Origin of the sequence: Bacillus sp. 3255 (assembly GCF_031456485.1) — a bacterium.
Taxonomy (GTDB): domain Bacteria; phylum Bacillota; class Bacilli; order Paenibacillales; family NBRC-103111; genus Paenibacillus_E.
The window spans coordinates 325,816-346,040 of sequence record NZ_JAVDUS010000007.1; the positions used below are offsets into that span (position 1 = coordinate 325,816).

The window sequence follows — 20,225 nt, forward strand, 5'->3', positions numbered from 1 at the left end:
GGTAATATATGTATTTTTATTAAATTAATGACTTATATGTGGCTATTTCTATAAAAACCATCATATATCTAATACTTTTCTAATAAAAGAATGAGAGAATACCGATATAGCTTGTACAACCATCGACAAAATTCAACAAAAGGTAGGTATTAAGGAGGGTGGCATAGGAACTACCTCGTAGGGCTGTTTGGTGGATATTTAGGAAAAGGGGAATAAACGTTGAATCAACGTCGGAATGCCGGATGGGCGAAGTTATTGATTGCTGCGTTATTGTTGCAGTATATACCTTTCTTGCACGGTGGGTCGAGTGTGGCTCAAGCGAACGGCAGCGACTCCGTGATGCTGAATACATACGCTGGGACTAGCACCGTGCTGCAAAATACATATGGGCCCTCAACCCAAATTACGGACTACACATGGAAGAGGGTAACAACGAATCTGGCTCCCGCTGCCAGACAAGCGGCATCCATGGTCTTTGACGAGAATGCCGAGAATGTGGTCATGTTCGGGGGCCAAGGCAACAATGGGCCGCTCGATGAGACATGGATTTGGGACGGCTATAAGAAAACTTGGCAGGAAATGAGGAATCTTCCTACTTATCCACCCAGCCGCAAAGGGGCTGCCATGGCTTTTGATCCAGCCACAGGCAAAGTGCTTCTGTTCGGAGGCGAAGGCCAGTCCGGTGTGCTGGGGGATACATGGCTGTGGGACGGTTTGGCTGCCAAATGGCAGCAGGTAACGGGGCTTGCGGCTTCCCCGTCAGCTCGAGGCGGCGCGCAGCTTGCCTTTGACGGCGAACAGCTGGTGCTGTTCGGCGGATATACGGGCAGCGGCAGCTCGAAGACGCCGATAGGCGAGACTTGGCTGTGGAACGGTACCGATTGGACACAGGCTAGTCCTGCCGCGTCGCCGCCACCTGCCTATAGCGGGCAGATGGCTTATGACGGCACGACGGCTGTGCTGTACGGCGGAAACGCCGGCACGGTGACGAAAGATTACACGAGCGAAGGTACGAAAGTAACGAAGTCGATCACGCACGATGACAGCTCTCCATTATTGTGGAAGTGGGACCGTGAAGCCAAGTCGTGGACTTCGACGAATGGTCCAGAGGCTTACGGGCGTTGGGGGCAAGCAATGGCTTATGACGGGCGCCGTGTTCTCTTTTTTGGCGGAGAACGCGACTATGTCCATAATTACAATAACGAATTGGTTGAAAATTTGAAGCTGCCATCGAGCACGTACCCTCCGACAAGGGGGAGTATGGCTTATGGTTGGTCAAAAGGCAAATGGGAATACGCGCCATTGAAAGTATCCACTGGAACGATGTACAAGAGCAATGTGGATAAGGATGGCAAGGTATATGAGGTCCAAGGGGTTCCCAATCAGCTGCCATTTCCGTTAAGCTATGCCAACATGGCTTTTGACGGCAAAAATTTCGTCATGTTCGGCGGGAGCCGCGATCAAATTAGTATTATGGACAAAGTGTTCGGCTCCGTCGTCGATCATGTTGCAGCCGGGATGATGAACGAAACTTGGCTGTATGGCTATACGCCGCCGACAGCGCCGGGTGTTAAGTTGACGGTGGATCCGATCCTGAAGTTTGATCCGCAGCATACGGATGATACCGTTAGCGTAGTTGGCAATGTCTATGATGACGGAACACGGGCAATTAAAGCGCAAGGAGTAGAGTACCGTACGTATTCCGAGGATGGCGTCGGCGAATGGGTTCAAGTACCTTATACAGCTGCAGCTGCGACTGCGGCTACGGATGAGGAAGTAGGGACAAGCTCCTTCACGGTTATTTTGAAGGGTCTGACGTGGCATCAAGAATACGAAACCCGCGGCTATGCGGTGAATGATGTTGGTAAAGGTTATACGGAAATAAAACGTTTCATTCTGAAAGATGATCCGAACATGAAACCGCCGGATGTTGATTATGACCGTGTAGGGGCTTCGGTTCTTCATGTGAAGGACAAGAAGCGATTGGTTGCGGTAGGTACAGGTATTCCTAACTTGTTGCGTAAGCCTCTAACAGCCATTCATTATTATTTGCAGAGTAAAGACGGAGCTCAATACCCGCTTACTTACAATGTTATTAATGAACGTCAATTGGAACTGACGTGGAAGGCTGATCTGCCTCCGGGAAAATATGATGTACACCTGGACCATACTTTCTATGGTAATTACGTATTCACAGACGGCCTAATGATTACGGCATTAGACTTCTACAAACCAAGAAACTTCGCCAGAGTCGATATACCAAGTACGTCTGCCAGCAACGAGGTGAACAGTCTTGGTCTGCAAGGCCCGTTCACGGAAGATCCGTCAGCGCCTAACGTCTATGTGCTGAACGACACTTCCGAACCGGTAGTTATCAATGAATCGGTTATGTTCAAGGGCACCAGCCTTGTCGTGAATAAAGCGGCTTCCCCAGCCACGATAACCGGCAATGGCCGGCTATACGTCAATGGCGGCGGAGAGTTAGGGGCGAACTTGTCCTATACGATTCAAGACGGGCCGTTCACCATCACGTCCGACAATTTCTCTTTCCCTTTGAGCAGCTCGGAAGCGGCGGACTATTTGAATATTGATATGCCCGTCAAAACAAGCTCGCTTATTTTCACGAAGGACGGCCTGCGTCTGACCGGCGATCTGGAGCTCGGCTTGCAGGTAGGGAATCAGAAGGTCAAGGAAACGGTACCTGTCGATGCCCTGAAATACCGCAATAACCGGTTTGATTTGTCAGGAAGCTATGTCATGAAGAATGGCTTTAAGATTGGTCCGATCAATGCCAGCAATACGAAATTCGTTGTCGACAGCCGCATTCCTTATGTCGGCGTTCAGGGAACCGGCACCTTGCCGGATACAGATTTAAGCTTTGATTTGAATATGAAGACCAAACAGGGCCGTTTGGATGGCGTCAGCTTCGGCATGTACAAGAAAGTGAAGCTTGCGTCTACTGGGCTGCAAGTCAATTATCTGTTTGGCAATGTAACCAATCTTGCGGAGAAATCCCAGCTTCCGCAGAAGTTCAGTGTCACCGGCTCGGTGAACGATGTAATTGTGCCTGAATTGAAACATCCGCAAGTGGATTACAAGTTCAATTTGACCGGTACCGATTCCATTGATATGGATCTGACTACCTATGGTTTTAACGCCACCGGAACGGAATACTACTACTGGCTGCCAGTGAAGAACATGAACATGCAGACGGTTGTGAATCCAGCAACTGCCGGAATCAAAGGGTTTTCGGCACCGGGCTATTCCACGAAAGGTGACATTAACCTTTTTGAGGTAGTAAAAGGCGCTATCGGTACGTACTCCTTCAATAAAAAAGGCTATAACGGCGTTATCAAAGGAACGGTTTATGTGCCTAAAGGGATTCCGCGCATTGGCGGAGCGACGGTGAACAACGTTGTGCTTAGTGTGAATGAGACCGGTATTTACGGTACTTTCAGACATAACGGTGTAGGCGCTAATCTCAAGTATACGTTCGATAACAATACGATTCTGTTTGAAGTGGAAGCGGAACCGCCTAAGAAATCTTGGTGGGAAAAAGGTCTGGACTTCATGAATAATGTTTCCGATTTCATGGATGCAGCAGAGCCTTGGCTGGACATTGCCGAAGAGTTGTTGTTAAGGAAGTCGGATTCCGGCCGTGAGGTCAGCATCGCTTCGGCGAATCCGCTGAAGCGGGTCTTTGAACTGAAGCCGGTTAGCTTGTCGATCCAACCGGAGGAGCCGGTGCATACCGATGCCAAAGCGCGCATTGTAGACGGACAGCTTACATCGCTGGATCGAACGCCGTTAATCACAACCGGAACCAATGCTGCGAACGGCAAAATGACAGCCTCTTTTGCGGTGGAGCGTACTATCGACGCACTAATGGTTCTAACAGGTGATCAACGGGCTGCCGTTCTGAAAGCTGCGCCTTCCGGTACAAGCTTTGAACAAATCGTACGCCCGGAAGCAAGTTATGACGCTGCGACCAATACAACCTATATGCGCCTATCGTTGTTCGCGGGGAACTGGAACCTGACAACAAGCGGCAGCAGTCTCATCCAAGTGAATGAACTGTTGTTTGCCAACGAATCGCTGAAATTGATCGAATTGGCACAGCTATGGTCGAAGACGCCGGAGCGCTCGGTAACATCACTGACGATGAAGGAGCGCGGCAGCTACGTACTGAAAGTTGGCGAAGCGCAGGGCGACGTCATTGTGTATAAGCCGGACGGACGGCCTTACAGTCTGCACACGGAGCAGAATGAACCGGATTGGAACGCTCTCCGCGATGCGAACGGCAATGTGTATACATTGTTGGATGCGGTCGAGGCTGGAACCTGGATGATTAGTGCAGGTACGAGCCCAACGGCACAATTAAGCGGCGTACCGGCATTAACGAAGATGAACGATGTCATGCAATGGGTACAGGAGCAAGCTTATCCTACCGTTTTCGATATGACCCCGACAGATAATGGTCAGGTGATTGTTGAAATTTATGGAGCGAATGAGCAGACCAAGCTGTATGGGCCAAGCGGCGAGCTTTATCCCCTGCAGGCTGATCCCAATTTGCCTGGTATGAATGTCCTGTATGATGAGTCTCAGCATAAGAAAATGATTTTCTTATCCGGAATCAACTTGACCGGACAGTGGAAAGTCGTCAGCAGCAGCTTTACTGACGTTGTTGCCTACAAGTCAACAAGGAAGTTTAAATCCATTAAGCCATTGACAATGGGAGGCCGTTACGGCAAGTACTTCGAATTGCCGGAGAAGGGCGATTATATGCTGGCGGTCAGCGGTGGCAATACCGATACCTTGCTTACAGCGCCAGACGGTTCGACGTATGCCCTGAATTTTGATGCTCCTGACGGCAACGCCTACTTGCAGCCCGCATCAGACCGGGTTTCCAGTGCAAGCCCTGGCGGAGACCCCGTTGACCAAACGAAGATTGCCACGCCGAATCCGGTAACCGACGGCAGGGATACGCTTTACGTTTCCCTCTTGAACGCACCGGCGGGCAAATGGCTGGTTAAGAACGCGAATCAAGTTGATTTGCAAATTCAGAAATTAATGCCTCAACCTGAGATGAAGGCTTCCGTATCGGCTGTAGCCGGTGTGGAGAATCGCATTCAAGTCACGTGGGCGATGAAGAATATGTCGCCGGATACGCAAGTAACCTTGATGCTGACGGACAGCGCGGATCAGTTGATTGGCGAAGTGATCCAGAGCGGCTTGCCGGCTTCCGGCAGCCAAGCCATTGACATTCCGGGTTCCATGATGCCGGGAACCTATCATCTAACCGCAGCCGGCGTGAGTGCGGACCAAGCGCCATTGTACGCGATTGCGGAAGGAACCGTAGAAGTGACGGCGCCTGCTACGCTGAACAAACCCGAGCAGCCGGAGGTGCTTGCAACGGGGAATGGTGACATCTCGCTGCGCTTTGCTTCAATCGCAGGGAATGTGGAAGCATATCGCATCTGGGTCGGTGAAAGTGCGAAGGGCAATGCGGTTCCGATGATGGATCTAGAGCCTCAAGCGGGGAATGAGCAGAGTGCTGTGATTTCCGGTTTACGTGCAGGTGCTGCTTACGATATTTCGGTCTCCGCGATCGGTCACGAGCAAGGACGTATCGTGCTGAGTCCACAGTCAGCAAGTGTGACGACAGAACTGCCAATTCCGCAGCCGGCAGCACTGGCAGTGACGCTGGACGGCAGCTCGCATGCCGTTGCTGAAGAAGCCTATACCGCCTATGACGGGAATGCAGAGACATTGCTGCTTACAGCAGCAGAGCAAGCTTCCTTGAAGGTAACGGCCGATCAGAAGGCAGCTGTTACGCTGGTTGTGAACGGCCAGCAGCTTGACAGGCAACAAGTGTCGGCAGGGGGAACTTCAACGTTCGTTTTGCAAGATCTTCTTCAAGTTGCTGCCTTGAAAGAGCGGGAATATAACCTGCTGATTGAAGCAGTCAATGAGCGCGGGGACCGCAGTACGGCCTACCGCAAGTTGTTTATCGACCGCACCGGACCGATGTTGATCGCCTCCGGAGGGAACGATGCGCAAGGCAAACCGATTTCGCTCAATGGCTTGGTTATTGAGGACAGCAGGTTGTATATAACCGGTCAAACAGACGCGGGAGCTCAGCTTGTCGTTAACGGGATTACGGTCCCATTGGATGACAGAGGAAATTTCCATTACTACGCGCCATTGAATTGGGAACCGACGACGGACCGGGTACCGTTCTCGATGACGGCAACGGACCGGACTGGCAACCGAACGGAGTATGGCTTTGAAGTCTTGCGAGGTGTGCCAGGTGCGATTCCGGCAACCCCTAGCGACCTTGCCGCATTGACGACAGGAAACGCTGAGATGTATGCTCCTTATCAATTCGGCACAATGTCTTATGAAGCTTTGGCTTATTCGGATCATGTCCGCGTATATGCAGTACCGATGGCCGTTGCTTCTGAAGTAACGATCGATGGGAAATCGGTTCCTGATAGCGGTTATGTCGATATCGCCGTACCTGCTGCAGGGAAGACAGTGTCCATCAAAGTTCATTCCGAGAGCGCAGGAGATAAATTCTACTCGCTGAAACTCGATGGCACAGGCTCCAACGATGCCTTATTACGTACATTGAAGCTTCATAACGCGACGGCTTCGCAAGCGGGAGATGAGCTTCCGGCACAAGCCTTCACAGGAACGGAAGAAAGCTATGCCGTCTATGTTGACAACAGCGTGGACAGCGTGACCCTGACGCCCGGTGCTTGGACGGCAGGATCCGGCATTCAAGTGAAGGGTCAAGCCGTTCAGAGCGGACAAGCGTCTCAATCGATCCAACTGCAAGTTGGCGAGAATCTAATCCCAGTTGCGGTTACGTCTCCGGACGGATCGGCAACCAGACAATATCAAGTATCCGTATTCCGGGAGCTTAACGGCAATGCCCTGCTGCAAAGCTTGGGGCTTGCCACAGAAGGGGCTGAGCTGTTAGCTGATTTTAACCCGGCAGTGAGCCATTACGAGGTGCTAGTACCTCATGCTACGGGAACGTTCAAGCTTCTTCCGGTTCCGGATGGTTCCGGCGCTGCAGTAAGTATCGATGGCCAACCCGTAACAGGCGGCTCGATCGCATCGCTGCCGTTCACGAAGGATGAACAAACCTTTGCTATTGAAGTAACAGCTCAAGACGGTACTGCACACTCGTACACGGTTACTGTGCTGCGCAAGCAATCATTGCCGAAGAATCCGCCTTTATTGGCAAGCTTACAGGTAAACACGCTCTTGGATAGTGCCTTTACGCCTTACAAGCTTAAATATGGAACGATTTCAACAACGGAGAATGCGAATGTCCAAATAACGGCAATGACCAATGATCCGCAAGCAACTGTAACGGTACAGAATGTAACGCAAAAAGGCGGCGGCACCTTCTCACCAGCGGTCGGGATCGGAAAAAATACGATTATCGTGAGTGTGGAATCCGCTGACCTTATTTCCTCACAGACGTATTCCATCGATGTAACCCGTATCGAAGAATCCAGTACAGGTCCTGCCGTTCGCCAAACGACGATTGCAGGAGGCACCGGCGGCTGGACTTTCGAAACGTCCATCGTACGGACCGTATCGGCGGACGGCAAATCCCTGGATACGGTGAAGGTTGATTTTGCGTCTGCACAGACGATCCTGGAGAAAGCTGCGCAGAACAAAGATCATGTGGCTCGCATCTATGTAACCGACTTGGCTGACGATCCTGCCGACGAGCGGATTGTGAGCTTGGACGCCAAATCGGTAAGTATGCTTTCCGATGGGGGCATGTCGCTGCAGGTGATGCTGCCCGATGCGCAGATCGCGATACCGGCAGCTTCCCTCCGGCAGATGGGCCAAGACGGGAAAGACGCTTACTTCCGAATTGTTCCCGTTCGTGCGGATGCCGAACGCAGCGAAGTGACAACGCGTGTTCAATCGGCCGAGCTTGTGCTCAAAGCTGCTGGCGGCCATACGGTCTCCGTGATCGGCCAGCCGCTTAAGATTGAAACCAACTACACGGGTTACCAAACGGAAATCGTGTTCCCGTTGAATAACTTAAGCCTGCCGGAGAATGCAGCAGCGGCCAAACAAATTCTAGACGAGCTGGCTGTATACATCGAACATAGCGACGGCGAAAAGGTGCTAACGCACGGAGAGATCCGTTATGATGCGGAAGGCAAACCAGTCGGTATCGCTATTGAAATCAATAAGTTCAGTACCTTTACCATTATCCAGACCCATGGAGCAGGCTCGCTTGCACCTTACTTATCCGGGTACCCGGACGGGACGTTCAAGCCAGCACAAGCAATTACACGTGCGGAGCTGGCAACGATTCTGAATCGTATCGGCGCGGTCAAAGCCAATAGCGCATCCGTATCGGCACAGCCTGCCGGCTATCCGGATGTTGCCAAAGGGCATTGGGCGGAAGAAGCCATTGCGAACATGCAGCGCTCAGGCTTGATGCTTGGCGATGACGCCGGATTCCGTCCGGATGACGCGATTACCCGCGCCGAGATAGCCAGCATTGCTGCAAGGCTGCTTCCAGCGGACGCGGCTGGCGGCTCTGTAGGTGTCGAGTACAGCGACACGCAGAAGCATTGGGCTTTCGAAGCGATCAGGCAAGCCTCGCAAGCAGGCATTTTGCAAGGCTATGCCGACGGCACCTTCCTGCCGGATCATAAGCTGAATCGTGCGGAAGCGGTGACGGTGTTGAACCGGATGTTCAAACGACCGACAGCGGACGTAAAAGTTCCAAGCTGGCCGGATGTACCGCTGGAGCATTGGGCTCTGCGTGAAATTGAATCGGCCTCGGGCACCGTGCAAGTGTTGTCGGATGGCAGCGTGTATGTGGTACCTAATCATTAATGAATAAAAAAAGCCCATGAGCCTTTATAAGCTCATGGGCTTTTCGCATGTCCTCCAGGGGAGATAACCGAATAAATTGTCGATAAAATAACCTATATTGTTCGACGAATATTACATATACTGGATTATTATTTGTTTTTACCAGGCCCATTGGCCTAAAAAACCAGGTGATTGTCCTGGTTTTTACATATTTTTCACATTTCGATCACACTTCTATCATCAATGTCAAATATGGTGAGAGAGAGTATTTGCCCAAATGAAATGAAGCAGACGGAGGTTTCCATCCCATGAGGAAGTACAGTTCACTCAAGAGTACCACAATCATCGCAGTCGTTACCGCGATAACCGTCACCATAGCGGGCTGCAGCACGCCGGCAAGCACCGCTAAACCAGGGGCTAACGGCAGATCGGGAACACGCCAGATGACAGTAGAAACACAAGTTGTTAAATTGTCGGACATCGGTGGCGGGCAAATATTTACGGGCTCGATCACGCCAACATTCACGACGAATCTTTCTTCCAAAGTGAATGGCCGCATTACTTCTCTTGATGTTAACATCGGGGATAAAGTGGAGGTTGGACAAGCTTTAGCGCACATTGATACAACTTCGCTGCAGCAATCCGTCGAGCAGACCAAGAGCGAACTTGCTTTGAGTCAAGTGCAGTACAACAAAGTTGTGAATGATCAAGCGAATAGCTTAGCTATGGCACAGAAAACGCTAGCCGTTCAGCAAGCCGCTTATGAGAAAACGATTAATGACCAGAAGAATGCGGTAGCTCTGGCGCAAACGCAATTAAACAATGCGATTACAGCACAGCAAAACTCCATTGAAACGGCCAAACAAGGGGTCTCTTCTGCGCAGGCAGGCTTCAGCAAGGCACATGCCGATGCGGCTACGGCTGTGACTGTCGCCCAGGCGAACTTGAACTCCCAATTGGACAGCTTATTAACAACACAGAATAATAATATAGATTCTTCACAACTGAGCGTTCAGCAAGCGGTTGCAGCCTATAATACAGCACTTCAATCCGGTAAGGACGTGGACAGTGCATTCGCCAAGCTGCAAACGGCCCAGCTTGCGCTGCAGCAGGCGCAGCAGGCGCAATACAAAGATACGCAGTCGGCGCAGCAGTCGTTGACGAACCTGCAGAATGCGTTGCTGACTGCACAAAGCTCGCAATCCGTGCAAGTGGCTCAGGAGACTCTAAACTCAGCGCTTCTAACACTTGCTAACACGCAGGCGACAGCTGCAGCTCAGCTGGATCTCAGCCGTACCCAACTAGCGCAAACACAATCCGCGCAGGATCTTTCCAAGAACAGTGCGGAGGCTGCGCTTGAGCAATCCAAGCAGTCGCTGAAAGCCGCCCAGTCAACGGATGCCTTGCAAGTCAGCGCAGCCCAGCTTCAGCAAGCTCAAACCAAGTTGGCTATATTAAGCGAACAGCTGCAAGACGGTGTGTTAACGAGCCCGGTTTCAGGGATCGTCAGTGCCATTATGGTGCCTGTCGGACAGAATACGGGACAAGCTGCCGTCATGTCGATTGCTACGGTAGATCCGTTATTGGCAACCGTCAACGTATCTGAAGCCTCCATCGGTAAAATTAAAACCGGTCTGCCCATGTCGGTGAAAATTCCTACTTTGAACAAATCGTTTGACGGAACGGTGTATGCCGTTCATCCCACCATGGATGCAACCTCCAAATCTTTTCTGGTAGACATTAAAATTAAAGATGATAAACATGAAATATTACCCGGCATGTTTGCAGAATCTTCTCTCAAGAGCGAAGGTAAACAATCCATTGTTGTGCCGGCAGATGCCGTTCTCAGTCAACCAAGCGGTAACGCGGTATACATCGTGAAAGACGGGAAAGCGTCGAAGGTGCTTGTGAAAATCGGTGTGATGACCAGTTCGTCCTTTGAAATTACGAGCGGTCTGAAGGTCGGAGACGAGCTTGTGGTGAAAGGGCAAGAGCTGCTCTCCGATAATGTTCCGGTGCAGATTACGCAACCCGGGCAAGGGAATGGTGCAGGCAAAGGACAGGGCCAAGCCGGTCAAGGCCAAGGCCAAGGTCAAGGCAGGAGCGGCGGCCAAGGGCAGGGCGGACCGAATGGCCAGGGCCAAGGTCAGGGCCAGAATGGAGCCCAAGGACCAAGCAGAAGCGGCGGCCAAGGACCAAATGGGCAAGGCACCCAAGGTAAGGGAGCGGACCCGTCAGGGGCCAAGCCAAGCGGCAATGGCGCTGGCGCTGATGCAGCTGCTCCGAAAGCGGGGGCTGGACAGTGAAATTAGCTAATTTCTCCGTTCATCGCCCGGTCACCATTTTGATGATCATGATCTCGCTCGTGATCGTGGGCTCGATTGCGATTCCGCTTTTACCCGTGGATCTATATCCGAATCTGGAAGTGCCGTCGGCAACCGTATCGGTCTCTTGGAGCGGTGCATCGCCAGGCCAGATCGAACAGCAAATTACCAAACCGATTGAGAATGCGATGGCTACCGTTACAGGCGTAACGAGCATATCCTCTAACTCTCGAACAGGCTCGGGTAACGTGACCTTGCAATTTAATTACGGCACGAACATTGATCAGGCAACCCTAACCATGAGGGACAAGTTAGATCGTGTGCGAAGGCAGCTTCCATCGGATGCAGATGCCCCCGTCGTTTCACGCGTAGATCCGAACAGCACACCGATCATGACATTAGCCCTGTATGGCAAGACGGATCTGGTCACCCTGCGTGATATAGCCGACAATATTGTGAGTCCGGATGTTCAGCGTTCGGATGGTGTCGCATCGGTTGGCGTCACCGGCGGGCGCGTCAGACAAATTCAAATCCTTGTAGAGCCGAGCCGACTGCAGCAATACAATATCTCTTTCAGCACCTTGGTGTCAGCGCTCGGGAATGATAACTCTTCAACCGATGCCGGACTTGTCAATAAAGGAAGCCAATTGGTGCCCTTACATATTGACGGGGAATTTAAGTCAACGGCTGATATCGGCAAAGTACAAGTGCAGCTGGGGCGCGGACAAACGATTGCGCTAAGCGAGCTCGGCACAATTATAGATACCTATCAAGATGTTACGCTAGAAGCGCGTAAAGACGGAGAAGCCAGCGTATCCCTCTCTGTACTCAAGCAATCGGACGGTAACACGGTGTCCGTGTCCAGCAACATCCAGAAGTCGCTTCAGGATATTCAAGCCAAGCTTCCTGAAGGCGTACATATCGCCGTATTGAATGACTCCGCCAAGTTCATTCGAGATTCCTTACGTACCGTTGTAGAGCATACTTTGCTCGGTGGCGTTTTCTCGGTCATCATCTTGCTCTTCTTTCTGCGAAGCGTAAGGGCGACGATTATTATCGGCGTCGTGATCCCGATTTCAATCATAAGCACATTCAGTATGATGTACTTCGGTCATCAAACGATTAATACCATCACACTTGGCGGGCTGGCGCTTGGTCTCGGTTCACTCGTAGACTTTGCGGTCGTTGTCTTGGAAAGTATTTTCCGTAAACGGCATGAAGGCTTGTCTCCTGAGGAAGCGGCCAAAGTGGGAACGGCCGAGGTGGGCACGGCGGTGATGGCTTCGGCGTTGGCACAGATAGCGGTTTTTGCGCCGACGGCGTTCATCAGCGGCTTAGTGAAACAATTCTTCTGGCCGATGGCGCTTGTGGTTTGTTTTTCTCATATCGCGGCATGGTTTGCAGCCGTCACTTTGGTGCCGATGCTAGCGGCCAAAATTTTGCGCCGCAAGGTCGATGAAGAGCTGCCGGCCGGCAGAACCTTCAATCCTTTCATTTTGTTCGGCAGAGGGATGCAGTTTATCACCCAAGTGTACAGCAGGCTGCTCCGGTGGTCCTTGCTTCATCGATGGGTCATTATTTCCCTGACTGTGCTTCTCTTCGCTGCCAGCGTGTACTCGGTTCGATTCGTAGGCAGTGAATTAACGCCTAAGACCGATCAAGGACAAGTCAATTTGAATATTAATCTCCCGCAGGGGACGGACTTTGCCGTGACGAATCAAGTGGCTGCTACGCTCGAGACGAGATTGAAGGATGTGCCGGAAATTGACACCGTCTTTACTTCAGTCGGGTCGGCAGGCGGCGGAGCCTTTCAGTCAGCGGCAACGAATACGGGCAGTATTCAAATCAGGTTAAAACCGCTCAGTGAAAGGACGAAGAGCACCGATCAAGTTGCGGAACAAATTCGGACGCTTACAACGGGCTTTGCGGGAGCGCAAATTGGTGTGAGTGTGCCGTCGGGTGTCCGGTTACCGGGTCTCGGCGGTGGCGGCAACTTTGGCGGCGGTGATATTTCCGTTAATTTATCCGGACCGGATTTGGCGGTCTTACAGAAGCTTGGCGATCTCGTCGCACAGGAAATCACTTCCGTAGAAGGCACACGCAATGTGCAAAATACGCTGGACCGTTCGATCCCCCAATTTAACTTAACGATTGATCGTGATGCTGCAGCCCATTACGGCGTTTCCTTAAGAGACGTGATGACGGCTTTGCGAACGGCTTATCAGGGAAGCGTGGCTACACAGTTCAAAACCGCCAGTTCGCAAATTGCTGTTCTGGTGAAATATCCGAATGATTTTACGAACAAGCTCGAGAACTTCAACAATGTGACGATTAATACGGCAAGCGGCACGATTGTGCCTGTCAGCCTTATAGCCAAAGTGGAACCGGGTACAGGTCCGGCGCAAATTCGCCGCCAAGATCAGAACCGTGTGGCAACGGTGCAGGCGTCCATATTCGGCGCTTCTGCCGGTGAGGTATCGGCCTTGGTCAAGGAGAAGATTGATGCGATTCAACCGCCTGACGGCTATCAGGTGACGATGGGCGGCCAGCAGGCTAGCCAGAATGATTCCTTTAAGAGCCTGTACTTGGTTCTTATTCTATCCGTTGCCTTGGTTTATATGGTTATGGCGAGTCAATTTGAATCCTTATATGGCCCGTTCATCATCATGTTCGCTCTGCCGCCGACTTTTATCGGCGCTATATTGGGGCTTCTGGTCACACATCGAACGATTAACATGAATTCCATCATCGGGATGATTATGCTCGTGGGCATTGTCGTGAATAATGCCATCGTGTTAATTGATTATACGAATCAATTGCGTGCCAAAGGAATGCCGCTGTTCGATGCTTTAATAGAAGCGGGGAAAGTGCGCTTGCGGCCTATTCTGATGACTACAGCGACTACCGTCCTTGCGATGCTGCCGCTCGTTATCGGGTTTGGGGAAGGAGCGGAGACACAGGCTTCGATGGCAACCGTTGTAGCCTTTGGTTTGACCTTATCCACACTAATCACCTTAGTCTTGGTTCCTGTTGTATACACTTTGTTGGATAGCTGGAAAAATGGCATCACGCGCAGATTTAAACGCAAATCTGCCGTTATCCAGGAGCTAGGCAGTCCATCTTCTTCATAGCGATTAGAACCCTCAGTACGTGTTAACGAAGATAGCTTTCCTCATGGAAAAGCTTTAAGGAGAAGGAACATGAAAACAGTGCAACGTAACGTTATTTTCTGGCTCCTAGTTTTTTTGCTTTTTAGTTCCTTTACAGCTTTCTCGGTATTTCCCGGGAAAGCTTTCGGGGAAACGAACACGCCGATGGCCGGAACGTCCGGGTTGAAGCCTGCTTCGATACAGGAAATACGGGGCGGCAAAGGTTTCACGGTTATTTTGAAGAAAGACGGTACGGTCTGGACATGGGGAAATAATCTGCGCGGTAAACTGGGATCCGGCCTGAGTAACCGCAATCAAGCGACACCCGTAAGCGGGTTGTCCGGTATTACCGCCATTGCGGTTGGTTCGTCTCACTCCTTAGCGCTCAAATCGGACGGCACCGTCTGGTCCTGGGGGGAGAACACATTCGGCCAGTTGGGCGATGGCTCGACGATCGACCGGTCAACGCCTGTTCAGGTGTCTGGTCTGACCCATGTCACTGCGATTTCTGCAGGCAATTTCCACTCTGTTGCAATTAAAGACGATGGCACCGCTTGGAGTTGGGGAGACAATACGTACGGCCAATTAGGCGACGGTACGAATAATAGCACGAATAAGCCTGTCCAAGTAACGGGAAACATCGTATCGGTTAAAGCGGTGGCGAGCGGTGCTTACCACACCTTGGCGCTTGACCAGGACGGCATTGTATGGGCTTGGGGCGATAATTTCTTCGGCGAGCTTGGCTATGGCTATGACCAGAACCGTTTGAATACGCCCATAATGGCTACGAACTCCAACTGGCATATTACCCAGATCGCCGCCGGATTCGACTTCTCCTTAGCGCTTAAGGACGACGGCACCGTATTAACTTGGGGACTGATCGATTCGGATCCAGCCACTATGTATAGCGCGATTACGACCAATACGCAGGATATTCATAAGTTTCCCGTTCTGATCACCGGGTTGGATCACGTCGCTCAAATAACGGCTGGAAGCTCGCACGCCATTGCTTTAAAGGATGATGGCAGTGTCTATACGTGGGGGAACAATACCTCCGGGCAGCTGGGCGTAGGAACCGGATATGACGGGAAAACGTGGAACCGCGTATTCCCTAGCCATGTCAGTGATCTGCCCGAAATTGCCGGAATCGGGGCAGGCTCTAATTTCACCTTCGCGATCGACCAAGAGGGCATGCTCTGGGCATGGGGGAACAACAGTTACAGCCAACTCGGTGACAAGACGCTGAACAACCAAGCCGCACCGGTGCAAACCCAGGTGAACGAATGGCTGAATCCGCCAGTGGTAAAGCCTGGTGAAGGAACGGTTCTAATGAAAGCTCCCAAAGTACAGAACCTTACGGCGAGTGAAAGTGATACATTTCTTATCCAAAATAACAGGCTGTACGGTTGGGGCAGTAATACGTTCGGCCAATTGGGAGACGGAACTCATACCTCCGCCATCTCTCCGAAAGCCTTAAGTATGGACGGCATTGCGGCGATTGAAAGCGGGGATACGCACATAGTTGCCGTCAAACAGGATGAAACCCTCTGGACGTGGGGACAGAATTTCTTCGGTCAGTTAGGCGACGGAACGACGACACCGGGCGCTTCCCCCGTTCAAGTGAAGGCATTGAATGGTGTTGTAGCCGCAGCAGCAGGCAGTAACCATACGCTTGCTCTGCTGAATAATGGTTCCGTGTGGAGTTTCGGAGACAATACATTTGGGCAATTGGGGCATGACGCCGCAGCTTCTTCCAACCAGGTCATTCAGCTTTCTAATATTATCGCCATCGCGGCTGGAGCCAATTTCAACTTGGCTTTAGAGAATACCGGGAAAATATGGGCCTGGGGAGATAATACGAGCGGACAGCTCGGAGACGGGACGCTTGCCAGTAAGCAGCAGCCTGTGCAAATTTCCGATATCGCCGGCGTTATCGCAATCCGTGCAGGGAAGAACTTCGCCCTTGCCCTGAAGGATGATGGCACCGTATGGGCATGGGGGTATAACGCCTTCGGACAATTAGGCAACGGAACGACGGCCAACCAATTGAAGCCGGTTCAAGTCGCTTCCCTGCCTGCCATGAAATCGATATCCGCAGGCTCTTACCATAGTTTGGCGATCGCCAGGAACGGGAGTGTATGGGCTTGGGGCCAGAACCTTTTCGGTCAATTAGGGGATGGTACTAAGAGCAATTCCAATAAACCGGTACAAGTCAAAGGGATTGCCCAAGCCGATGCCGCTGCCGCAGGCGGTACGCATAGCGTGGTGAAAGGCATGGACGGCGCGATCTGGACGTGGGGCGGCAACTACACGGGCCAGCTGGGGAACAATTCCTTAGCCAATCGCAACCTGCCGGCTGTCGTGACCGGACTGGGCGCTTCGTACAATGATTTGGAAGGGCATTGGGCGAAGGAACAGATTTTGCAAGCAGCGGAAAAAGGGATCGTGAATGGCTATAGCGATGGCAGCTTCCTGCCAGACCGCCAGATTACCAGAGGGGAATTTGTGAAGCTTGCCGCTGCGGCTCTGCATCTGCCTGCTGCTTCAGACAATGCGGTCTGGTATCAACCGTATATCGATGCATTGCAAAAAGCGGGCATTCTCCAAGCGGGGGACCTGCAGCAGGGCTGGGATCTTCCCATTACACGCCAGGAGATTGCCGCTGTTGCCCTTCGTGCGGTGAGCCCGGACTTGCATAAAGCGAACACGGTACTTGATCCGGGCTTTGTGATGAGCGAGGCGGTCGGCAAAGGTATTTTGCAAGGTTTAAGCGATGGAAAGCTGGCGCCGGACGAGGCAACGACGAGAGCGCAAGCGGTAGTTGTTATTGAGCGAATCGGCAGCGTTCTGCAAGGTATGACGCTGCCGGTAGATCCGCTGGCTGTAGAGCAAAGTCAACGGTAAACAAACGGATAGAACAATAGGCTGCCGCGGGCAGCCTATTGTTTATATCCGTTTGTTTGCTAGTATGAGAAAGAACTCTCGGCTAGGTCGCCTCCTCCCGATAGACCAATGCTTTCTTCTCCCAAGCTTTGCTTCTCCAACGCAATAACAGAAGCAGCCCCCTCAATCCTTCGTCCATGATGAACACGCCCCACATCCCGACCAACCCGTACCCCAGATGAACGCCAATCCAATAGGTCAGCGGGACGCTGAGTCCCAATATGGAAGCAGCCCCAATAACGAGAATGAACCGCGCATCGCCGGCTGCCCGGAGCGCTTCGCCGATCACAATGTTCAAGCAGCGTACCGGCTCCAGCAAGAAACCGAATGTCAGCAGAAAAGTGCCTAATGCAATGATTCCTACGTTATCGGTGAACAAACCGATCAACTGCTTGCCGAATATGACGGTCAATGTAACCGCGGTAAGGGAGAGCAGTAAGCTCAGGAGCAGGCTGCGGAACAACTGCCTGTAGGCTTCCTCCTTTTCGCCTGCGCCTACCAGCCGGCCTATGATAATTTGGGTTCCCCGGCCTAAGGAAACAGCCAGTACGATAATGAACGTCATGATATTCTGCGTATAGATGCGGGTCGATAACATTTCAGCGCCCAGCTGAGTGATGAAATAGGTCGTCAGCAGTTGGCTGATGGAATAAACGAGCTGGCTCCCGGCTGTAGGAATACCGATCGTCAATATTTTTTTCATATCGGCGAATCTTGCTTTATAGAAGTCGCTGAAGGATAAGTTCAAACGAACGATCTTTTTTAATAAAAGAACATAGATAATCAATCCGAGCGACTGGCTGCACACGGCCGATATGGCGACACCCGGAATCCCCAGCTTAGGAAAGCCGAAGGGACCGTAAATAAACAAAATGCTGCCGGTTAAATTCAGAAGGTTAACGCCGAGGCTGACCGCCATCGTATATCGGGTGTAACCATGCACTTGCGTTATGGCTGCAATAGTCAAATTCACCGCTTGAATGAATAAGGCGCCGCCAACGATGGATAGGAAGATGCGCGCCTGCTCGAGTGTGTCTGCTTCCAAGCCGAAGGGCTGGAGCAATTGCTTGCTGAAGCACACGATACACAGGCTGATGATGAAACCGAACAGGCAATTCAGCGAGATGGCACCGGCGGCGAACTGCTTGACATCGCGGATTTTATTCGCACCCAAGTATTGCGAGATGACAATGGCCGAACCGGTTGAAATCACTTGCAGCAGCAGGAATAAAAAAATAATGAGTTGATTGCTGACGCCTACCGCTGCAACGGCTTCATCCGATACATGGCTCACGATGAAAGTATCCGATGTTCGCATGAACACTTGCAGGGAAGATTCGATGAATAAAGGCCATGTAATGGCAAACAGACTCAGCTTTTTCGGATTCGTCATGGTCATGGGGGAAGAACTCCTTCTGCATTACCCGCTGCGTAGATTACATACTGATCTCCTCTTTATCTTGGGGCATTGTGAAATCGTTTTCTATGCGAAACTTGGGCAAATGATTGCTTATATTGACTCCAATTTTCGAAGAAACATCGGTAGCGAAGCGAATGGTGAATATGCAAGTTTTACATTGACAAGTTTCGATGCAGAGTGTTATTATACCTAATACCTAGTAAACTTATTGGAATATACATAATTACTTATCTGACCGGAAAACCGGAAGCGTGGATGCTGCATCCATGCTTTTTTTCATCTATTCATTAATGAAGGAGTGAATGAGACATGCTGCAAATTAACATTACTTACAATGAGGCTGCTGTGCCCGTTCATTTGATCGGAACGACGGCCAAGCTGATTCCAGCCCTCTTATCAGCTTTGAAGCTCAACAAAATTACATTGGCCTCTATTCAGCAGCCGCCTCTGTACATTGATCTTTTTAACTCGGAGGCGATTGTATATTCAAGCGAAGGAAATAAATGCCGGATCCCTATTTTCTAATAGGGGCCTCTCAACGGAGCTGAGCTCTTTAAACAAGGAAGGCAGGTACAGGCTGGATGCAGATCAAGCTTTTTCAAGAATACGAGAGATATGAGAATCAGGTTTGGGCGCAGCGATCCTCGCATGGACAACATAATCTGTTTGAGGAGCATGGGCACGACTTTATTGAATTGGTTTATGTCGTACAGGGCGGGGGCAGGCATAGGATCCAAGGGATCGACTATGAATTGCGGACAGGGGATGTCTTTATCATTATGCCGGGGGAAAGTCACGACTTCCCGGATGTCAAGGATTTCAGTCTGGAGATCGTCAATTGTCTGTTTCGCCGTGAAGCCATCGCTTCCTTGCTGCCGACGAATGAGGAGGCCTTGCTCGAGCTGCCATATATTCTTCCCTTCTATAAGGCTAACGAGCGCTTCCCGAAGAAGCTATCCTTATCGTCCATTGACTCTACAGATGTGCTGGATCAACTGGAAACCATTATTCGGGAGCAAAAGAGGAATGAGGCCGGGGCCAACCTGATCGTCTCGCATTTGTTAATCCACCTCATGATTCGTCTGTCGAGAATAGCCAATCGTCCGAACCCGGTCGATATGAACAAGCCTTTCATGATCGGACACGAAATATTGGCCCGCAATGTCAACACCTACCTCGAAAACAATTTCGAACAGAAAATCACAACAGATATGCTGGCCGGCAGGTTTACGATAAGCCCAAGGCATTTGCACCGTATCTTCCGTCAACAAACCGGCAAAAGCATTACGGAAACTCTCCAATTGATCCGCATCGAACGAGCCAAGCAAATGCTAACCGAAACTAGCAGGAGCATCGATTCCATCGCTTCGTTTGTCGGCTTCAGCGATCCCTCTCATTTTAACCGGCTGTTCGTTAGAATAGCAGGCAGTACGCCGAGCGGATACCGTAAGCAAGCGCGGAAAGACGCATATTATCCGAAATCGGGAAGGATATAGTCCTTCCTGTTTTTTTTATTTTTTTGGCATG

At 51.2% G+C, this 20,225-nt stretch carries 7 protein-coding genes; 6 read left to right on the forward strand and 1 reads right to left on the reverse strand.

Annotation, left to right across the window (positions count from 1 at the left end; translation table 11 throughout):
• The first annotated feature begins 219 nt into the window (after positions 1-219).
• The 4 genes from J2X61_RS13510 to J2X61_RS13525 all read left to right on the forward strand — a co-directional run bounded on the left by J2X61_RS13510 (position 220) and on the right by J2X61_RS13525 (position 17,239).
• Positions 220-8,883, forward strand: a complete 8,664-nt coding sequence (locus J2X61_RS13510; protein ID WP_310188298.1) for a cadherin-like beta sandwich domain-containing protein — start codon at positions 220-222, stop codon at positions 8,881-8,883.
• Positions 8,884-9,170: 287 nt separating this feature from the next.
• Positions 9,171-11,168, forward strand: a complete 1,998-nt coding sequence (locus J2X61_RS13515) for an efflux RND transporter periplasmic adaptor subunit (RefSeq protein ID WP_310188299.1) — start codon at positions 9,171-9,173, stop codon at positions 11,166-11,168.
• Entirely contained in the window at positions 11,165-14,317 is a 3,153-nt protein-coding gene (locus J2X61_RS13520) for an efflux RND transporter permease subunit (RefSeq protein WP_310188300.1), read from the forward strand. Before J2X61_RS13515 ends, J2X61_RS13520 begins: the two co-directional genes overlap by 4 nt.
• 69 nt (positions 14,318-14,386) lie before the next feature.
• Positions 14,387-17,239: an RCC1 domain-containing protein gene (locus tag J2X61_RS13525; protein ID WP_310188301.1), complete on the forward strand. Its 2,853-nt coding sequence runs from the start codon at positions 14,387-14,389 to the stop codon at positions 17,237-17,239.
• 82 nt (positions 17,240-17,321) lie between these two features.
• On the opposite strand, the gene J2X61_RS13530 is transcribed toward J2X61_RS13525, so the two are convergent.
• Positions 17,322-18,677, reverse strand: a complete 1,356-nt coding sequence (locus J2X61_RS13530; RefSeq protein WP_310188304.1) for an MATE family efflux transporter — start codon at positions 18,675-18,677, stop codon at positions 17,322-17,324.
• 330 nt (positions 18,678-19,007) lie between these two features.
• Here J2X61_RS13530 and J2X61_RS13535 point away from each other — a divergent pair, with 330 nt between their 5' ends.
• Positions 19,008-19,223, forward strand: a complete 216-nt coding sequence (locus J2X61_RS13535; protein ID WP_274470174.1) for a hypothetical protein — start codon at positions 19,008-19,010, stop codon at positions 19,221-19,223.
• Positions 19,224-19,279: 56 nt separating this feature from the next.
• A complete protein-coding gene (locus J2X61_RS13540; protein WP_310188305.1) occupies positions 19,280-20,194 on the forward strand; it encodes a helix-turn-helix domain-containing protein in 915 nt (304 codons plus the stop codon).
• Positions 20,195-20,225 lie beyond the last annotated feature (31 nt).

Excerpts from the sequence above, each read along its gene's own strand:
- J2X61_RS13515 (WP_310188299.1), top strand. The coding sequence starts at position 9,171 with ATGAGGAAGTACAGTTCACTCAAGAGTACCACAATCATCGCAGTCGTT.
- J2X61_RS13525 (WP_310188301.1), top strand. The coding sequence starts at position 14,387 with ATGAAAACAGTGCAACGTAACGTTATTTTCTGGCTCCTAGTTTTTTTG.
- J2X61_RS13530 (WP_310188304.1), bottom strand. The coding sequence starts at position 18,677 with ATGACCATGACGAATCCGAAAAAGCTGAGTCTGTTTGCCATTACATGG.
- J2X61_RS13535 (WP_274470174.1), top strand. The coding sequence starts at position 19,008 with ATGCTGCAAATTAACATTACTTACAATGAGGCTGCTGTGCCCGTTCAT.
- J2X61_RS13540 (WP_310188305.1), top strand. The coding sequence starts at position 19,280 with ATGCAGATCAAGCTTTTTCAAGAATACGAGAGATATGAGAATCAGGTT.